The sequence below is a fragment of the Janthinobacterium sp. GW821-FHT03A03 genome (assembly GCF_059421435.1).
This window is the reverse complement of sequence record NZ_JBWKUZ010000033.1, coordinates 1-17,469: the sequence shown is the minus strand read 5'-3', so window position 1 is coordinate 17,469 and position 17,469 is coordinate 1. Positions and strand designations below refer to the sequence as shown.

Genomic DNA, 17,469 nt, shown 5'->3' with positions numbered 1-17,469 from the left:
GAAGGAGGCATGTCCTTGTTGACCGTTCTCATGGCGACCTACAATGGCGCCGGCACCTTGCCCCAGGTCTTGCGCGCCTACACGGGCTTGCGCCCGCCCGCGGGCGGCTGGCGCCTCGTCATCGCCGACAACGGCAGCAGCGACGCCACGGCCCGTATCATCGACGCCTTCCGCGGCCGCCTGCCCTTGAGTTGCGTCCATGTGGCGCGGCGCGGCCGCAGTCCCGCCCTGAACGGGGCCGTCGAGCACGCCTTGCGCTACAGCGGCGACGGCGCCGAGCTGTTCGTCTTCGGCGACGACGACGCCATGCCCGCGCCGGACTGGCTGTGCCGCCTGCAGGACTGCGCGCGCGATCACCCCGGTTACGGCCTGTTCGGCGGCGCCATCGTGCCCGCCTGGCGGGAACGGCCGGCCGACTGGCTGCTGCGCCTGACCCCCGTGGGCCTGACATGGGGCATCACCAGCCCCGATTTGCGCGACGGCCCCGTCTATCCGGGCCTCGCCTGGGGCGCCAACATGGCCATCCGCCGCCGCCTCTTCGAGGCGGGCGCCCGCTATGACGAAAGCATCGGCCCGCAGGGCAACAGCTACGCCATGGGCAGCGAAACCAAGCTGAACCTGGAAATTTACCGCTCCGGCAACCCTTCCTGGTTCTGTCCGGCAGCCAGGGTGGCGCACATCATCCGCGTGCAGCAGGTGCGGCGCGCCTGGATACTGCGCCGCTCCTTCCTGTTTGGCCGGGGCCAGTGCCGCCTCGTCGCGCCGGCGCCCAGCGTGGAATGGCTGGGCGTGCCGCGCTGGATGCTGGGCCGCTACCTGCGCGACGGCGCGGCCCGCGCGCGCGCCTGGCTGCAGGGCGACCGTGAAACGCTGTTCCTGCGCAGCTGGGAAATGGCCGCGCTGCGCGGCTACTTCCATGAAGCGTGGCGCGGCCGCCGAAAGCGCCTGCCGCGCGTCGTCATCACCAGCTATTCCGGCGAGCTGGGCGGCATGGAGCTGCGCATGGCGCAAGAGGCGACAATACTGGGCGCAAACGGTTATGACAGCGTGCTGGGACTGCGGCGCTTTCCTGGTCTTGCCGCATGGATGCAAGGCTTGCGCGCGCAGCGGCTGCAGGTGCGCGTGTATGAACCGCCGCTGTTCGTCGAGCACTGGGCGTGGCGGCGCTGGAACCTGCTGCGCGCCAGGCTCACGGGCGCCTGGCGCCTGCGCCGGCTGCGGCCGGACCTGGTGCACGTGGCGTTCTGCTGGACGACGTATGGCGCCTCCATCCTGTGGCTGGCGCAGCAGTGCCGCCTGCCGGCCGTCATCAGCGTGCACAACGCGTTTCCCCCGGAACCGTTCAGCGCCTGGCAGCAGCCGCTGCTGCAGGAAGCGTTTCGCAGCGTGAAGGGCGTGTATGCCGTGTCGGCCTCGGCCATGAAGCATTTCCTCGACCTGTACCGTGGCATGCTGGCGCCGCAGACGCGGCTGGCCGTGATCCCGAACGGCGTCGATACGGACACGTTCACCGTCTCGCCTGAGCGCAAAGCGCTGGCGCGCAAGCAGCTGGGCTTGCCGCCGGACGCCCTGGTGATCGGCTCGGTGGCCAGGCTGTCGGCGCAAAAGCGTCCGCAGGCGCTGCTGGCCCTGTTCGCGCGGCTGGCGCCGCAGTTTCCCAACTTATATTTAGTGCTGGTGGGCACGGGACCGCTGGAAGCGCCGCTGCGGCTGCAGGCGCAGCAATCGGGCTTGCAGGACAGAATCGTGTTTGCCGGCTTCCGGCAGCGCGTCGAGCTGCTGATGCCGGCCTTCGACCTGCACCTGCTGCTGAGTAAAAACGAAGGTTTCGGCATCGCCACCATCGAGGCCATGGCGTGCGGCGTGCCGGCCGTGGGCACGGACGTGCCGGGCACCCATGACATCCTGCACGACAGCGAAGGGGGCCTGCTGCTGCCGCCCGGCGACGAGGACGCCGCCTGCCAGGCCTTGGCGGACCTGCTGCGCGACCCGGCGCGGCGGCAGCGCATGGGACGCCAGGCCCGCCTGGAAGCGCAACAGCATTATTCCATGCAGCGGCTGGAGCAGCAGCTGCGCCAGTTCTATGCCGGTCTCATGTAGCGCCTGGAGCTTGCCCGGATGAATGCCACGCGCCATTCCTTCTTCTTTTCCTTCGCCGAGAAGTACACGGTGCTGCTGCTGGGCATAGTCGCGACGATGATCCTGTCGCGCCTGCTGACGCCGGCCGAGGTGGGCGTGTATTCGCTGGGCGCCGTGCTCGTGGCCATGGCCCAGGTGGTGCGCGATTTTGGCGTGGGCCAGTATCTGATCCAGGAAAAGACCCTGACGACGGAAAAGTTGCGCGCCGCCCTGGCCACCAGCCTGGCGGTGGCCTGGCTGCTGGCGGCGCTGGTGCTGGGCGCCAGCGGGCCGCTCGCGCGTTTCTATGACGAGCCGCGCCTGCAGCTGGTGCTGCAATTGCTGTCGATAAACTTCCTGCTGATCCCGTTCAGCGCGCTGACCTTGCCCTTGCTGCGGCGGCAACTGCGCTTTCGCGCCATCTATGCGATCAACGCGGCCAACAGCGTCACCAACCTGCTGGTGGGCGTGAGCATGGCCCTGCTGGGACACAGTTACATGAGCCTGGTGGCGGCCGTGCTGGCCGGTTCCACGGCCTCGCTGCTGACCAGCCTCGTGGTGCGCCCGCGCGAACTGCCGTGGCTGCCGGGACGGCGCGGCATCAAGTCCATCATTGCCTTCGGCGCCTACGCGACGGGCGGCGGCCTGGTGGACGAGGCGGGCGTGGTGGCGCCGGACCTGGTGATCGGCAAGATGATCGATATCGAAAGCCTGGCCCTGTTCGGCAAGACGCAAAGCATGCTGAGCATTTTTAACCAGGCCATCACCAGCGCCATCTCGCCCGTCGTGTTTCCCCTGTTCGCGGCGCGCGACCGCGAGGCGGGCGGGGCGGGACCCGTGTATGTGCGCACGGTCAGCTATATGACGGCGCTGGCCTGGCCCTTTTTCCTGTTTCTCGCCTGTATGGCCTTGCCTTTGGTCAAAGTGTTGTATGGCCCGCAATGGAGCGCCTGTACGCCCTTGATACGCATCATGTGCCTGTCCTCGGCCGTGTATAGCATATTCAGCATGGCCCGCTACCTGTTCGTGGCGACGGGCCAGATGCGCGTGCAGGCCCGGCTCGACGCGTGGGCGGGCGGCCTGAAGGTGGCGGCGCTGCTGCTGGCGGCGCCGTTCGGGCTGGTGGCCGTGGCCTGGGCCGTCGTGTTCAGCACCCTCGTGCGCAGCTGGCTGATCTACGGCTGCCTGCGGCGCTTCAGCAATCTCGACTGGCGCGTGCTGCTGCCCGTCCTGCGCAAGAGCCTGGCCCTGTGCGCGATCAGCAGCCCGCCGCCGCTGTGCATGCTGCTGTGGATGCCGGCTGACATGCCGCATGCCATCCCGCTGCTGGCGCTGGCGGGCACGGCGCTGGCCACCTTGCTGTGCTGGATCGCCGGTATTTTTCTGTTGAAGCATGACATCGCGGCCGAGTTCCTGTTGTTGCAACGCAAGCTGGCAAGCCGCTGGCCGGCCGCCAAATCACCGCTGTGAGGCGCCGCCGCCGGCGCACGCCCGAAAGGAGCACCATGCGTGTCGGTATCTTGTCCTATCCCATGCTGTTCCAGCGCGACGGCGGCCTGCAGATCCAGGTGCGCGAAACCATCGCCGCCCTGAACCGCCTGCCGGCGAATCCGGCCAGGCCGCTCGAGGTGCAGCTGGTCGACGCCAACCATGAGCGGCTGGCCGATTTCGACCTGCTGCATGTGTTTTCGGCGAGCAATGGCACCTACCGCATCCTGGAGACGGCCGCCGAGCTGGGCGTGCCCGTGGTGCTGTCGCCGCTGCTGGCGCCCAGCTGGAACCGGCGCAGCGCCTGGCGCGCGCGGCTGGCCGACCGGCTGGCGGGGCGGCTGACGGACTGGATGGTGCAGACGAGCTATGCGCAGACGCGGCGCGCCCTGCAGCTGGCCAGGGTCGTCATTGCGCTGGGCGAGGCCGAGCGCGACGCCCTCGTGCAGGGGTTCGGCTTGCCGCCCCAGGCCATCCGCGTCTTGCCGAACGGCATCAACCCGCATTTTTTCTCGGCCAATGGCGACCTGTTCCTGCGCGAGACGGGCATCGCCGGACCCTTCGTGCTGATGGTGGGCAGCATTTCGCCGTATAAAAACCAGCTGGGCCTGGCGCAGGCGCTGGCCGGCGCCGGCCTGCCCCTCGTGCTGATCGGCGCCGCGCCGCGCGAACAGCAGGCGTATCTGCAGCAATTGCTGGACGTGCCGCACGTCAGCTGGCTCGGCGCGCTCGACCACGCCGACCCGCTGCTGGCCAGCGCCTACCATGCGGCGGCCGTGGCGGCCTTGCCCAGCCAGGGCGAAGTGTTTCCGCTCTCGGTGCTCGAAGCGCTGGCGGCCGGCACGCCCGTCGTCATGACGTCGCAAAGCGCGCTCGACTTGCCCGATTCCGCGTTTGCGCTGCGCAAGGTGCGCTGGGATGACGGCCCCGCGCAGCGGCAAGCCATCGGCGCACTGCTGGCGCTGGCCCCCGAGCGCGCCCGCGTGCGGGCGCTGGTGGAGCGCTTTACGTGGGAACGGGTGGCGGCGCAGATCGCCGATTGCTATTGCCAGGTGCACGCGGGGACTGCCGCGCTGCCCGCGAGGAGACGCCATGCTGTTTAATTCCTTCGCCTTCCTGTTCGCCTATCTGCCCGTCGTGCTGGCCGGCTATTTCCTGCTGGACCGCTGGGCGTCCGGCGCCAGCGGCCGCCGCATGGCGCCCGCACTCTGGCTGGCGATGGCTTCGCTGTTCTTCTATGCGTGGTGGGATGTGCGCTACCTGCCGCTGCTGCTGGCCTCGATCTGCGTCAATTACGGCGCCGGACGTTTGCTGGGCGCCAGCACGGGCGCGGCCCGCAAGCGCGTGCTGGTCGCGGCCCTGGCCCTGAACCTGGCCTTGCTCGCCTACTACAAATATGCGAATTTCTTCATCGACAGCGTGAACGCCGTCGCCGTGGCCGCCGGGGCCGACGCCGCCAGCCTGCCGTGGCACGGTCTGGCCATTGTCCTGCCCATCGGCATCTCGTTCTTTACCTTCACGCAGATCGCCTTCCTCGTCGATTGCTACCGGGGCGAGGTGCGCGAATACCGCTTCATCCATTACGTGCTGTTCGTCAGTTACTTTCCCCATTTGATCGCCGGTCCCGTGCTGCACCACCGCGACATGATGCCGCAGTTCGCCGACCCCGCCAACGCCCACCCGCGCGCCGCCAACTTCGCCATCGGCCTGTCGATTTTTACGATAGGCCTGGCAAAGAAGGTGCTGATCGCCGACAACCTGTCGCCGCTGGCCATTCCCGTCTTCGCGGCCGGGGCCACGCCCACCCTGGTCGAGGCCTGGATCGGCGTGCTGGCCTACACCTTTCAGCTGTATTTCGACTTTTCCGGCTATTCGGACATGGCCATCGGCCTGTCGCGCCTGTTCGGCGTGAAATTGCCGCTGAACTTCAATTCGCCGTACAAGGCGGCCAATATCGCCGACTTCTGGCGCCGCTGGCACATGACCTTGTCGCGTTTCCTGCGCGACTATCTGTATATCCCGCTGGGCGGCAGCCGCCGCGGCGCGGCCATGCGCTGCCGCAACCTGATGCTGACCATGCTGCTGGGCGGCCTGTGGCACGGCGCCGGCTGGACCTTCGTCATCTGGGGCGGCTTGCACGGCCTGTACCTGGTGCTGCAGCAGGCGTGGCAGCGCGCGTTCGGCGCGGCGCCGGGATACTGCTGGCTGCGCTGGTGGCCCGCTTGGTGGTCCACCTTGCTGACCTTTCTTGCCGTGATGCTGGCCTGGGTCTTCTTCCGCGCGCCCGACGTGGCCACGGCCTGGGATATCGCCGGCGCGCTCGTGGGGGCGAACGGCGTGAGCCTGCCGCGCGGCCTGGCCAGCCACGCGTCCAGCCTGGCGCAATGGGGCTGGCAGCCCGCGTTCGACGGCATCCGCTGGATCGAACTGGCCGGTCCCGGCTTGCCCGTGCTGCTGGGGGCCATGCTGCTGGCCTTCAAGGCGCCGAATACGCAAGAAATATTCTTTCTCTATGAGCCAGTCATTGAAAGAATCTTTCAGCCCGCGGGGCGCTGGGCCGTCAGCTGGCGCCCCACGCGGCGCTGGAGCGTGGGCCTGGCCGCGCTGTTCGTCGCCTGCATCTTTGGCATGAACCGGGTCACCGAATTTCTCTACTTCCAGTTTTGAGCATGGACGCCGCCGCCCGCCGCTATCTTGTCTGTTTCCTCGCCTGCGTCGGCCTGGCGCTCGGCGCCGTCTCGCTGCTGAACTACCAGGTCGATCCCTACCTGCTGCACCAGTGGGACAGTCCCTTGCTGCAGCGTCCGCGCCAGATCAATGAAAAACTGGGCGCCTGGGCCAAGACCTACGCCGTGGCGCGCTACCGGCCGGCCATCATCTATATCGGCAATTCGCGCACGGAAATGGGCTTGCCGACGGGCGTGCGCGCGCTGTTCGACGGCAAGCGCGTGTTCAACAGCGCCGTGTCCGGCGCCTCGGTCGGCGACGCCATCCGCCTGGCCGAGCATGCGGCCAGGGTCAGCCCCGTCGAGACCATGGTGTGGGGCATCGACGCGCCCACCTTTTCCCTGGAGATGGGGGCGGCGCGCGTGGAGGACAGCCTGACGGGGGCAGGGCGCGGCTTTTTCGCCCGGCGCGCCCTGGTCAACCTGCAGCGCGGCCTGACCGTGGACATGACGCAGGACAGCCTGCGCATCCTCACCGGCCATGCCGGCGACACCTGCCGCTCCAGCCTGGCCGTGTACGGCCAGCGCGACGAGACGTGCACCCGCAAGGGCATCGCGCACTGGCTCGGCACCAGGGACGCCATTCCCGTGCGGCTGCAGGAATTCGGCGATGGAGCGGGGCCGACGCCGCCGTCGACACCGGCGCTCGACGCCAGCATCGGCAATCTGTGCCGGCCAGGCCTGCGCCTGCGCCTGTACATCAACCCCACGCACGCGCTGACCTTGTACGCGCTGCACTGGCGCGGCAAGTGGGATGCCATGCAGGCCTGGCAGCGTGCTCTGGTGCAGGTCGCCGAGCGCCACCGCCAGCGTGGCTGCGACGTGCGCCTGGTTGATTTTTCCGGCTTTAACAGCATCACCACGGAAGCGACCCCGCTCGTCAGCGGCAAGCCCGACATGCATTATTACTGGGAAGTGTCGCATTACCGGGACAATGTGGGCCGCTTGATCCTGGCGCGCCTGTTCGGCGGCGGCACGCCGGCGCCGGCCGATTTCGGCGTGGAGCTGACGCCAGCCAATGTCGCCGCCCACCAGGCGGCCATGCGCGCCGCGCGCGACCGCTACCGCGTGGAGCACGCGCGCGAAACGGCCTATGCGCAGCAGGTGCTGGACGGACCGCTGATCCGGCGTTGACGCCAGGCCCCCGCATACGCCATTTTTCCACTTCCTATGCCGACCATGGATACCACCGCCCGCCGCTACCTCGCCATCTTTTTTGCCTGCGCGCTGGCCGCGCTGGCCCTGATCTCGGCCGTGAACTACCGCGTCGACCCCTACCTGCTGCATCAGTGGGACACGCCGCTGGTGCAGCGCTTGCGTCCCACCTACGAAAAGCTGGCCGTGTGGGGCAAGACCTATGCCGTGGCGCGCTACCGGCCCGCCGTCGTCTACATCGGCAATTCGCGCACGGAAATGGGCTTGCCCACCAGGGTACGCGCCTTGTTCGACGGCAAAAGCATCTTCAACAGCGCCGTCTCGGGCGCCTCGATCGGCGACGCCATCCGCCTGGCCGAGCACGCGGCCAGGGTCAGCCATGTCGACACCATGGTGTGGGGCATCGACGCGCCCTCGTTTTCGCTGGAACTGGGCTCGGCCGGCGTGGAACCGGGCCTGACGGCCGGCGGCCCCGCGTTCTTTGCGCGGCGCGCCCTGCTCAACATCAAGCGCGGCCTGACCGTCGACATGACGCGCGACACCTGGCGCATTCTCAGCGGCACCTATGACGGCGTGTGCCTGTCCAGCCTGGCCCTGGACGGCCAGCGCGACCAGGGCTGCATCACGGCCCGCAAGCATGGCTGGGTGGGCACGGCGCGCGCGTTCACGCCGCGGCTGCAGGAATTCGGCGACGGCCTGGGACCGACGGCGCCCGCGCTGCGCGCCTTCGACGCCAGCGTCGGCAAGCTGTGCCGTGGCGGCACGCGCTTGCGCCTGTACATCAATCCCACGCACGCGCTCACGCTCGACGCCCTGTACTGGCGCGGCAAGTGGGACGCCATGGAACAGTGGCAGCGCGACCTGGCGCAACTGGCGCAGCGCCACCGCAGCGAGGGCTGCGACGTGCGTCTGTACGATTTTTCCGGCTTCAACAGCATCACCAGCGAGCCTATCCCGCAGGTGACCGGCGTGCGCGAGATGCGTTATTACTGGGAAGCGTCGCACTACCGCGACAACGTCGGCCATTTCATCCTGGCGCGCCTGTTCGGCGGCGAGGTGCCGGTACCGGCGGACTTTGGCGTCGAACTGACGGAAGGCAGCATCGCGGCCCACCAGGCGGCCATGCGCGCCGCGCGCGAGCGCTACCACGCCCGGCATGCGGCGGAAACGGCCTACCTGCGCCACGCGCTGACCTTGCCCCGCGAGCCCAAATAGGCAGCCAGGGCGTCAGGCGGACGCCGCGGGGCAGGGCGCTTGCGCTATCATGCTGTTTTGCCATCCAGCAAGTTCCAGGACTCTCCATGAAAATCGCCTTCTTTGCCAGCCAGCCCTATGACCGCCGCTTCTTCGACGAAGCCCTGCCGGCCCAGCCCGACCCGGACGGCATTGAACTGGTCTACCACAGCGCCTTGCTGAGCCAGGAAACCGTGGTGCTGGCGCAAGGCGCGGACGCCGTCTGCGTCTTCGTCAACGACGTGCTCGACGCGCCCGTGCTGGAAGCCTTGCACGGCTACGGCGTGCGCGCCATCCTGCTGCGCTGCGCCGGCTACAACAACCTCGACCTGGAAGCGGCCAAACGCCTGGGCCTGTTCGTCGCGCGCGTGCCCGCCTACTCGCCGGAAGCCGTGGCCGAATACACCTTGGCCCTGGTGCAGACCCTGAACCGCCACACGCACCGCGCCTACGCCCGCGTGCGCGAAGGCAATTTCTCGCTCGACGGCTTGCTGGGTTCCACCTTGCACGGCAAGACGGTGGGCATTGTCGGCACGGGCAAGATCGGCCTGGCCACGGCGCGCATTTTCAAGGGTTTCGGCTGCACGGTGCTGGGCCACGACCCGTATCCGTCGCCCGCGCTTGCCGAGCTGGGCACGATGGTGGAACTGCCGCGCCTGCTGGCCGAATCCGACATCGTCTCCCTGCATTGCCCCCTGATGGAGAGCACGCGCCACATGATCAGCGAAGCGACCTTGCCGCTGATGAAGAAGGGCGCCATGCTGGTCAATACCTCGCGCGGCGGCCTGATCGACACGGGCGCCGTCATCGAGGCGCTCAAATCGCGCCAGCTCGGTTCGCTCGCCATCGACGTCTACGAGCAGGAAAGCAATCTGTTCTTCCAGGACCGCTCGTCCGACATCATCGACGACGACGTCTTCCAGCGATTGATGACCTTCCCCAATGTGCTGGTGACGGGCCACCAGGGCTTTTTCACCATCGAGGCGCTGCGCGAGATCGCCGCCATCACCTATCACAACCTGGCCTGCTTCCGTGAAGGCAAGGCGTGCGAGAACAGCGTATTAGCTGCTTGACGCCGGTTTCCTGGGCTTGGGCGGCGGCTTCGGTTTGGGCAGCGGCAAGGCGTCGGCCGTGCGCCGTGCCAGCTGGCTGAGCCAGTCGCGCTCGTCCCACAGCCCGCCATCGACGAGGAAATACGGCTTGGCTTGCGGATAGGGCGGCGCTTCCTGCAGCGTGCCCATGGTACTGATCCAGGCGCGGCCCGCCTCCGTCGGCTTGATGAAGAGCATGTCGTCGGCGACGATGGCGAACATCTTGCCGTCGCAATACAGGCCATACTCGCCGAACATTTTTTTCGCGCTGATGCCGCCCGCGCCCGCCATCTGGTCGAGCAGGAAATCCACCGTGCCTTGTTGTGATGCCATATTGTTCTCCGTAGGAAGCAATAGTGTAGCGCACTGGCCAGGATGGGCCGGCGCGGCTACACTGTCGGCATTATTTATTTTGCATGAGCTGCCATGACGCCCCAGCATATTATTCACCATGGCATCACCATCGCCACCCTGAAGGCTGACCAGGCCGTCGAAACCCATTGCGCGCCGGGCCACACGGCCATCCGCGAGCAGGCTGACGGCTGGTGGCTGTATTTTGTCGACGAAGACGGCACCATCGACGGCTACGACAGCCCGTTCGCCAGCCACGCCGAGGCGCTGTGGGCGGCCAAGGCCGCGGCCGAGTTCAGCGCGCAATGAAGGCCAGTCCCTGGGCTTTCCTCGGCTTGCCGCAAGCGCCCGTGCCGGAAGCGGAGAGCGCGGAGTACGGCGCCTGCCGGGCCGACCTGCACGGCAAGCGCCTGGTCCTGCGCGTGGCGAAAACCACGCCGACGAAAACCGGCCAGTTCGTCACCGTCTGGAAGCGCCCCCATCCCGACGCCGACATCGCCCCGCTGGACGAAGCCGACCCCGTCGATGCCGCCATCATCGCCGTGGCCGACGACGATGGCGCGCGGCACGGCTTTTTCATCTTTCCGCGCAGCGTGCTGCTCGAACGGGGCGTGATGTCGCGCGCCGGCACCGGCGGCAAGCGCGCGCTGCGCGTGTATCCGCCGTGGTGCGCGCCGGAAGCGCCGCAGGCGCGGCGCACGCAGCACTGGCAGGGGGAGTGGTTTGTGGCGGCGGGGGATCAGCTGCGGCTGGCCAGCATGCTCGATACCGTCGCCTGACGTTGCCGGCCCGAGGGCAGGCGCACCAACTGAACAGCTTGAGAAAGCGGGAATGAAATCTTTTTTTGATGGAAAAATATATCACGCGCTCTTTGCCGGCTTCGCGATATTCCTCTTTTACCAGCTTGGCCGCAATGACGCGCCCAGGCGCGGTCACGATGTCGTGCAGTTCATCGAGAGCGACATGGCGGCAGTGCTGCAGAACGGCGGCAATGTGATAGACCGGACGAGCCGGGTGCAGCTGCATAATGTGGTCTACTCGGTGCGCTTCAAGGACGAGGGCTGGAGCGCGGCGCTGCGGGACCGCAATATCGCCACCTTGCGCAGGCTCGACTGGGTGCAGCGCGCACCGGCCGTGCTGTGCAAGATGGGCGCGCAGGTGACCATCAGGGAAGGCCAGAGCATGTACCGCGGTCAGGGGACCAATAGCATCGCTTTTGACTATAGCGCGACGACCGTCAGGGCGTGCGCGGCGCCGGCGCAGTAGCCGGCCGTGACGCCGGGAGTCAGGAAAGGCATCGATCACGCAATGCCTCCGCGTTTCCGCCCCGGATGGCCATTTGCACATATTCCACATACACGCAGCTGTCATTGCCGGACAATCGGCGGCCGGTTTCTCCATAGGGGCAAATATTCAGGACCTGCCTGGAATTTGGCGCGCGAACGCCGTACTAGCGGGCGAACGCCATCCAGTCCGGGAATTCAGAGAAAACAAGGGTGAGCTATGTAGCCGGGGTTTCGGAAACGGCGCGTCCGTTTATTTCGGTCCGGATAGCGGTCGATTGGTCTTTAACGGTAATGGCGCACGGGGCTGCATCTATTTATTCCACGCCGATGTCGGAAAATATAACGGGGTATGAACATCGGTGACGCACTATCCGCAATGTCAACTCGTGAAGGGCTTGGATACGATACCGGCGAGTAGCGGGCCTGGCAAATGCTAAGATAGCCGGGATGTTGCCGAAGCTTCGCCTTTTAAAGGCTTTGATCCTCCCGCAAAAGGAAAATAGTGAGCTGCATGGATTCGAGGAATTCCTGCGTCAAGCGGGCATGCAAGTATTTTCAGGTGACAGCAGATCAGTTCAAAAAGGGTAAGGTTAATGTGGAAATTTTTTGGGCGTAAAGACACGCCTGAATTGCCTGCCGCGCATCAGGCAGCGGTAAAGGTCGAAGTTAAGATAATTCAGAATGAATGTTCCGAGGAAGACAAGGATGCCTTCCTGCGCGCTGAGAAAATTCTTGAGTTATTTGGAAACTCCCAGGAAGTTCTGGCAACTTGCGGCGTGGGGGAACTGGAGTCGCCGCGGGTGCGCCAGCAACTCTACAGGATTCTCCTGGAGCGCCCGATCGGGCCATACGCCTCGCTAATTCGGCAAGTCTTTGAGAGGGAAGTGCAGTATAGGAAAGCGCTTTGGCAAGGGGAAATTGAAGATGACGGTGATGCTTGCGAAGGAATTTATCGTTGCGCTTTCCTGCTTTATCGTGTCGGCAGCACGAGCGATATCCATGCCCTTTGGGCAGCAAAGCATATAAACATGGATGTCGGGACATCAATGGGCGCGGAGTTTTTTATCGGCGCGGGATTGCAAGCGACAATTTCATATCTGGCAGAATCAAACTTGCAGGATTCGAATGAAATATTATGCTACGTGGACGGCTGGTTCTCCCAGGATGATGCAGAAGAATGGCAAAAAGACTGGGAGTCTAGCATGAGACGGAATATTTCAGATACCGCAAATTCGTGAAGATCGGCGGCCGCAAGCGGACATTCTTGCTGACGTGACAATGTACGAATTTTTCACCTGGTGATTCCTGCACGCTCCTGGGCTGCGTTCGGCCACGCGTATTTGCGCGCCGGTTTGGCAACCATCGGACAGGTTTATGTGGCTATTCATGAAAGTTTTTAGGGAATATGATGAAAATTGCTTTACTGTGGCCGTTAGCGGCGTTGTTGGTGTCCGGCGCAGCCCGCTGTGCGACACCGGACAATGCCAGTTTGCTCTTCTGCGCGAGGGCGGCGTTGTTCGCCGAGAGTTTTACCGAAGGGACAGATGCGAATAAATCCCGACAGGAAAGTATTACGGGAGCAGTAGCAGTCTTGAACCTGACCTTCAAGGAAAAAGCTGACGACGAGACGTTAAAACTGCTATTCCCATGGATCGCCCTCGCCGAAAAGCTTCCCGGCTATAAACCCTATACCAAAGGCAGTTACGTTGCCGTATCCTGCATGGCGGCCCTGGGCCAGGCCGTATATGTTCCGCTCCAGCAGGACGAGGTTCTGCCCCAGGTCCGCAATTTTCTCGATGGCTGTGAAGCGAAGGGCTCCCGCGAAGCCGTGGGCCAGTGCATCAAGAGCGGATTTATGGCACTTCCGCTGGCAAAACTGAGCAAGTAAATTCGTGCCTGTCCAAACGCCGTGTTTGACGTACTGCGGTCATGGACGGAAAGCCCACGATCCGCGTCCTGGTCAATTCCCGCTCACCTGCCGCCACGATGACGGCAACTGGCTGCGGAGGCAATCGTGCAAAATTGTAATAAGGAGCGAGTGCTCGTGGGAAATGCCGTTCTAAGCCGCTTATCCATGTTGGGCGTTGTTTTCTTGGGCCTTTCGCTGCCGTCCTTGACCTATGCTTCCGAACAGCAAAGCGATATGGCATCGATCAAGCAGGAGCATTGTGAAGAAGGTAATAATATTGAGAATACTTTCTGCATGAGTCGAGAGCTAACAGACTCCGACGCGCGTTTACATGTTGTCTACAAGACATTGGTGTCTGCGCTTGCCAAGCCGCGCGGGCTGCAACGCGCGCAACGTGCATGGATTGTTTTCCGCGACGCGGAGTGCAAGTTCCAGAACGCGGCGATGCATGGCGGAAGTGCTTACACCTTTTCGATGGACCTGTGTTTGATGCAGCTGACTGAACAGCGCATATCGGCCTTAGAAACCGTTAGGCCCTGCAATGGATGCGTAGAATTCAAGAGTGAGTTTTATGGAACGAGGAAAGGTTTCAGCTTGCCGGAGCGTCAACGCACGCCTGCTTCGGGCAAGCTCTGACAGGGGCTGGGTGGCTGCTAATGCTGTCTTGAAGCGCTTCGACTGCTACGTCCGCCAAGGGGTGCGGATGCAATATCACGCGACGATGAGGCCGCTGGAGCGGGATGCGTCTCGGTTGCTTCAGACTACTTGCTTGCATACGGATTTTCGTGGTGCGGCAACTCATTTGCGTACACAACGAGTAGCGATGTGACAATCTTTGCACGTTTCGGGTCAATTGCCGTAATCGGCCAGGAATAGGCGTTCCGATTCTGTATCGCCCTCCCCATTTCCAACAGTAAATCACCATTCATGGCTATATTCAGTCCCGACGATGAGTCTTAATATTTCAGCTTTCCTTGGCAAAAAAACCGATGGCTTGGAGGCGCGGTTCATTGAGGCATTCGCAAATCTTGGCTTTGATGTGCAACTGCATCCGGACCTTACGTTGACAAAGTCTTCGGCAGAGCAAGTCCTTTATCTACGCGTTACTAAGACGCCAGCTGAATTCCTGCGCATGGAACCGGCAACTCACTTGCTCATTGCGTTTGAATTTGGCGTGCAAAAAAGAGGAAAGAAAGAACCTCGCAGCATGCTGTGGCCGCCAAGAGGTGTCGCCAATTGCAGCTATGCGACGATCTCCAGGACGGCCGCAGGAAGAAGCGATTCCACTGCTGCCATGCAAATACTCTCGATGGCAATACTGGCAAAGGAAAGCGAAGGCTATTTCTATGCAGACGGAGAGGACGTCGCATCCCCGGGCGAGGTTGCCTTCAATCGAGCAGTTCAAGAACAGAAGCGGTTTAATAGAACGAACTTTGACGCTTACGCTTATCGTTTCGAATCCTGGCCGCCTGTCGATGGGGGCGCTCCATTTGCCTGGCCGCCAAAAATCGTTCCGCCGGAATCGATGACGCAGAAAATGCCAAAATGCCGTTTCCGATTCAGATATAAATTTTCCTGGCTCCAGCTTCCGGGCATCCTGTTGGTTAGTTATTTTATCCTGGCCACATTGCTATATTCATAGCTTTCAGCATAGGATTTACTTTGGCGAAAATCCGGCGATCGCATTCTTGGAAGGAGATGCTGAAGCATTTCACGTCGTTTTCGGCGGTCTACGATCCAAGGGTGGTGCGCCTATTCCTGATTTGGGATTCTTTGTGTCGGACCTGGGTTTAATCGCCCTCGACTATAGGATGGGACCTGAGTGGGATGCGCCTGCAATAATCGGGCTATTCGAAATAATGCGGGACCTAAAGTCGCTCTCTGATGTTGTCCATATTTCCCACGACGGTAGCATCTTTGAGTCGGATGAATGCATTCTTCTCACTGAATTCAAGAATTGGTTGTACGATCACACTTCGCATACCGGGGCCGGGCAGTCCTCACCCCGATGTAATGTGAGTCCGCATACGGCCAGTAGCGGGGATACGAAAAAAACTGGGATCACCTTACAATGGCAATTTGGCAATATGAAATGTTCTTAGTTGGCGAAGAAAATACACTGCCGTTTCCGAAGGATGACGGTTGGGAGCTTCCTCAACTACTTGCCGCATCAACACTAAACGCACAACGAACTTTGGTGGGCTCGATGGGTAATCCATGGCTGATGATGGAAGACTGGATAGTATTCGGGAGTGAAGTCGGCACCCGCGTTGATCTTCTCTTTGACTCAGACAAAGTAGAAATTCTCATTCGCTTAGACGCATCAGCAACTGAACGAGAACTTAATGATGTCTGCTCCTTTGTAGGCGAGCTAAATGGTCGACTCTTCGATCCAGCCACGCGGACACTGCTGCAACCCGACTGCACTACATTAGCTTCTGCTCTGGCCACGTCCCGTGCGGCGGCGTTTTCCCAATCCCCGCGATCTTATCTGTCAGGACAGTCGAGAGGATAATTGGCTCCACATGCACCGTCCGCTTCGGGGCGAAATCGGGCCTACAAAGCCCAGGTGCGCGCAGCAGCGCGATTGCGCCGGCGCGGCGCTGCCGCCCGGCCCCCAGGACAGTGACAGGCTGCCTGCCTATGCCACCTCGCTCACCACGTAACGGTACTTGCCCGACGCCTCGGCCGCGATTTCCCCGACTTCCTCGATGATGACCTCCACCTGCGCGCCCAGCCTGGCCCGGAAGCCCCTGACGATGGCGCTGCGCGTGGCGTCGTCCAGGCGCGGCTGGCAGACGAGGAGCACGCGCGTGCGCAGCAGGCTTTCCTGGATGATCTTGAAACTGCGCACCTGCGGCAGTTCGCGCACGATGTAGACGAGGGCCAGGCCGTGCATGACGGTGCCGTCGGCGGCCGTGAGGAAATCCGTGCTGCGCCCTTCGATTTTCTGCAGCAGGGGCAGGCCGCGGCCGCAGGCGCAGGGCTGCGTGCCCAGGGCGCCCACGTCGCCCGTGGCGTAGCGGATGAAGGGGTAGTCCTGCGTGGCCAGGTGGGTGACGACGATGTCGCCCGTGGCGCCAGCGGGCAGCGGCCGGCCCTGGGCATCAACAATTTCCACGATGATGTCTTCGGCCGTGATGTGCATGCCGCCGTCCGGACATTCGTGGGCGATGAAGCCCGCGTCGCGTCCGCCGTAGCCGTTCGCGACGGGGCAGCCGAAGGCGGCGGCGATCTGCGCGCGCTGCTCGTCGTACAGGCGTTCGGCCGTGACGAACGCCACTTTCACGCCCAGGCCGTCGAGCGGCAGGTCGCGCGCTGCTGCATGGCTGGCGATGCGGCACAGGGCTGACGGATAGCCGAACAGCATGCGCGGACGCCAGCGGCGCAGCTGCTCGACGTAGCCGTCCAGGCGCGCGGGCGACATGGCAAACGCGGGCAGCAGGGTGGTGCGCAGCAGCGCGTCGCGCACGCGGCGCAGGCGGTCCTGCGCGTGCAGCTCGATGGGCGAGCCCCACAGCACGGCTTCGCGGTCGCCGATATCGACGCCCCACCAGCGCGTGGCGCGCCACTTGGCGGCGATGTCGTGGCTGACCCTGCGCCGCCCGAGGAAGAACTGCAGCGGCTCGCCGCTGGAGCCGCCCGTGGCGAACGGGCGCAAGCCCAGGGCGCGCGCGGATTTGAAGCTGTCGCGCGCGTTAGCGATGTCGGCCTTGCGCAGCAGCGGCAGGCGCGACAGGTCGGCCAGTTGCCTGACTTGGGCCGGATCGAAGCCGCTGCGGGCGAACAGGGCGCGGTAATGGGGCACGTGCCGGCCCGCATGGCGCAGCAAGTGGCGCAGGCGCGCCAGCTGCCAGTCGCGCAACTGCTCTTCGCTCCACCATTGCGAGCGTTCCATGCGCCGCAGCAGGCGCGTGCTGTGGTGGCCCTTGAGCCTTTCGTGCAGGGGAAACAGCCAGCGGGCGACGAGGCGCGTGTAGGCGCCGGGACGGGGCGTGGCGCGGATGCGCCGGTAGTGCGTGGCCAGCAGCGGCGCCACCGTGCGCCAGTCGTGGCGCGCCGCCAGCGCCAGGCCGGCCTGCGCCAGCGCCCGCGCGCGCGCCGGCTCGCGC

At 64.1% G+C, this 17,469-nt stretch carries 17 protein-coding genes; 15 read left to right on the top strand and 2 right to left on the bottom strand.

Translation table 11 applies throughout. The annotated features are described in order from the left end of the window. The first annotated feature begins 15 nt into the window (after nt 1–15). The 7 genes from AC07VI_RS28680 (at nt 16) to AC07VI_RS28650 (ending at nt 9,793) form a co-directional block, all read left to right on the top strand. Nucleotides 16–2,100, top strand: coding sequence for a glycosyltransferase (locus AC07VI_RS28680; RefSeq protein WP_492994046.1), 2,085 nt, complete (start codon nt 16–18; stop codon nt 2,098–2,100). Between the two features lie 18 nt (nt 2,101–2,118). Continuing rightward, nucleotides 2,119–3,588, top strand: coding sequence for a lipopolysaccharide biosynthesis protein (locus AC07VI_RS28675; RefSeq protein ID WP_099420535.1), 1,470 nt, complete (start codon nt 2,119–2,121; stop codon nt 3,586–3,588). Between the two features lie 35 nt (nt 3,589–3,623). Next, nucleotides 3,624–4,709, top strand: coding sequence for a glycosyltransferase family 4 protein (locus AC07VI_RS28670; RefSeq protein ID WP_492994048.1), 1,086 nt, complete (start codon nt 3,624–3,626; stop codon nt 4,707–4,709). Further along, on the top strand, nt 4,699–6,273 hold the full coding sequence (locus AC07VI_RS28665) for an MBOAT family O-acyltransferase (RefSeq protein WP_086148068.1): 1,575 nt from the start codon (nt 4,699–4,701) through the stop codon (nt 6,271–6,273). Before AC07VI_RS28670 ends, AC07VI_RS28665 begins: the two co-directional genes overlap by 11 nt. 2 nt (nt 6,274–6,275) lie before the next feature. Next, nucleotides 6,276–7,466: a hypothetical protein gene (locus tag AC07VI_RS28660; RefSeq protein WP_086148077.1), complete on the top strand. Its 1,191-nt coding sequence runs from the start codon at nt 6,276–6,278 to the stop codon at nt 7,464–7,466. Between the two features lie 45 nt (nt 7,467–7,511). Beyond that, nucleotides 7,512–8,702: a hypothetical protein gene (locus AC07VI_RS28655; protein ID WP_492994051.1), complete on the top strand. Its 1,191-nt coding sequence runs from the start codon at nt 7,512–7,514 to the stop codon at nt 8,700–8,702. 86 nt (nt 8,703–8,788) lie between these two features. After that, nucleotides 8,789–9,793 (top strand): 2-hydroxyacid dehydrogenase, encoded by a 1,005-nt coding sequence (locus tag AC07VI_RS28650; RefSeq protein WP_492994053.1) that lies wholly within the window; start codon nt 8,789–8,791, stop codon nt 9,791–9,793. On the opposite strand, the gene AC07VI_RS28645 is transcribed toward AC07VI_RS28650, so the two are convergent. Then, nucleotides 9,782–10,144 (bottom strand): TfoX/Sxy family protein, encoded by a 363-nt coding sequence (locus AC07VI_RS28645; protein ID WP_086148070.1) that lies wholly within the window; start codon nt 10,142–10,144, stop codon nt 9,782–9,784. The genes AC07VI_RS28650 and AC07VI_RS28645 overlap by 12 nt on opposite strands. 93 nt (nt 10,145–10,237) lie before the next feature. Here AC07VI_RS28645 and AC07VI_RS28640 point away from each other — a divergent pair, with 93 nt between their 5' ends. The 8 genes from AC07VI_RS28640 (at nt 10,238) to AC07VI_RS28605 (ending at nt 15,872) form a co-directional block, all read left to right on the top strand. Beyond that, entirely contained in the window at nt 10,238–10,471 is a 234-nt protein-coding gene (locus AC07VI_RS28640; RefSeq protein ID WP_086148071.1) for a hypothetical protein, read from the top strand. Further along, entirely contained in the window at nt 10,468–10,941 is a 474-nt protein-coding gene (locus AC07VI_RS28635) for a MepB family protein (protein ID WP_492994056.1), read from the top strand. Before AC07VI_RS28640 ends, AC07VI_RS28635 begins: the two co-directional genes overlap by 4 nt. A 52-nt stretch (nt 10,942–10,993) precedes the next feature. Beyond that, nucleotides 10,994–11,428, top strand: coding sequence for a hypothetical protein (locus AC07VI_RS28630; protein WP_086148073.1), 435 nt, complete (start codon nt 10,994–10,996; stop codon nt 11,426–11,428). A gap of 613 nt (nt 11,429–12,041) precedes the next feature. Then, a complete protein-coding gene (locus AC07VI_RS28625; protein WP_492994058.1) occupies nt 12,042–12,686 on the top strand; it encodes a hypothetical protein in 645 nt (214 codons plus the stop codon). 167 nt (nt 12,687–12,853) lie between these two features. After that, a complete protein-coding gene (locus AC07VI_RS28620; RefSeq protein WP_099420540.1) occupies nt 12,854–13,336 on the top strand; it encodes a hypothetical protein in 483 nt (160 codons plus the stop codon). 186 nt (nt 13,337–13,522) lie between these two features. Continuing rightward, entirely contained in the window at nt 13,523–13,993 is a 471-nt protein-coding gene (locus AC07VI_RS28615; RefSeq protein WP_492994060.1) for a lysozyme inhibitor LprI family protein, read from the top strand. A gap of 313 nt (nt 13,994–14,306) precedes the next feature. Continuing rightward, nucleotides 14,307–14,999 carry a hypothetical protein gene (locus AC07VI_RS28610; protein ID WP_492994062.1) on the top strand — a complete coding sequence of 231 codons (693 nt, stop codon included), beginning with the start codon at nt 14,307–14,309 and terminating at the stop codon, nt 14,997–14,999. Between the two features lie 429 nt (nt 15,000–15,428). Then, a complete protein-coding gene (locus AC07VI_RS28605) occupies nt 15,429–15,872 on the top strand; it encodes a hypothetical protein (RefSeq protein ID WP_157792341.1) in 444 nt (147 codons plus the stop codon). 126 nt (nt 15,873–15,998) lie between these two features. Here the strand turns inward: AC07VI_RS28605 and AC07VI_RS28600 are convergent, their stop codons facing one another. After that, complete coding sequence (locus tag AC07VI_RS28600; RefSeq protein WP_494808837.1) at nt 15,999–17,396, bottom strand: phenylacetate--CoA ligase family protein; 1,398 nt, start codon at nt 17,394–17,396, stop codon at nt 15,999–16,001. Nucleotides 17,397–17,469 lie beyond the last annotated feature (73 nt).

Coding starts and splice junctions, on each gene's coding strand:
- AC07VI_RS28615 (WP_492994060.1), top strand. CDS start 13,523: ATGTTGGGCGTTGTTTTCTTGGGCCTTTCGCTGCCGTCCTTGACCTAT.
- AC07VI_RS28655 (WP_492994051.1), top strand. CDS start 7,512: ATGGATACCACCGCCCGCCGCTACCTCGCCATCTTTTTTGCCTGCGCG.
- AC07VI_RS28635 (WP_492994056.1), top strand. CDS start 10,468: ATGAAGGCCAGTCCCTGGGCTTTCCTCGGCTTGCCGCAAGCGCCCGTG.
- AC07VI_RS28645 (WP_086148070.1), bottom strand. CDS start 10,144: ATGGCATCACAACAAGGCACGGTGGATTTCCTGCTCGACCAGATGGCG.
- AC07VI_RS28665 (WP_086148068.1), top strand. CDS start 4,699: ATGCTGTTTAATTCCTTCGCCTTCCTGTTCGCCTATCTGCCCGTCGTG.
- AC07VI_RS28605 (WP_157792341.1), top strand. CDS start 15,429: ATGGCAATTTGGCAATATGAAATGTTCTTAGTTGGCGAAGAAAATACA.
- AC07VI_RS28660 (WP_086148077.1), top strand. CDS start 6,276: ATGGACGCCGCCGCCCGCCGCTATCTTGTCTGTTTCCTCGCCTGCGTC.
- AC07VI_RS28640 (WP_086148071.1), top strand. CDS start 10,238: ATGACGCCCCAGCATATTATTCACCATGGCATCACCATCGCCACCCTG.
- AC07VI_RS28675 (WP_099420535.1), top strand. CDS start 2,119: ATGAATGCCACGCGCCATTCCTTCTTCTTTTCCTTCGCCGAGAAGTAC.
- AC07VI_RS28630 (WP_086148073.1), top strand. CDS start 10,994: ATGAAATCTTTTTTTGATGGAAAAATATATCACGCGCTCTTTGCCGGC.
- AC07VI_RS28670 (WP_492994048.1), top strand. CDS start 3,624: ATGCGTGTCGGTATCTTGTCCTATCCCATGCTGTTCCAGCGCGACGGC.
- AC07VI_RS28625 (WP_492994058.1), top strand. CDS start 12,042: ATGTGGAAATTTTTTGGGCGTAAAGACACGCCTGAATTGCCTGCCGCG.
- AC07VI_RS28610 (WP_492994062.1), top strand. CDS start 14,307: ATGAGTCTTAATATTTCAGCTTTCCTTGGCAAAAAAACCGATGGCTTG.
- AC07VI_RS28620 (WP_099420540.1), top strand. CDS start 12,854: ATGATGAAAATTGCTTTACTGTGGCCGTTAGCGGCGTTGTTGGTGTCC.
- AC07VI_RS28650 (WP_492994053.1), top strand. CDS start 8,789: ATGAAAATCGCCTTCTTTGCCAGCCAGCCCTATGACCGCCGCTTCTTC.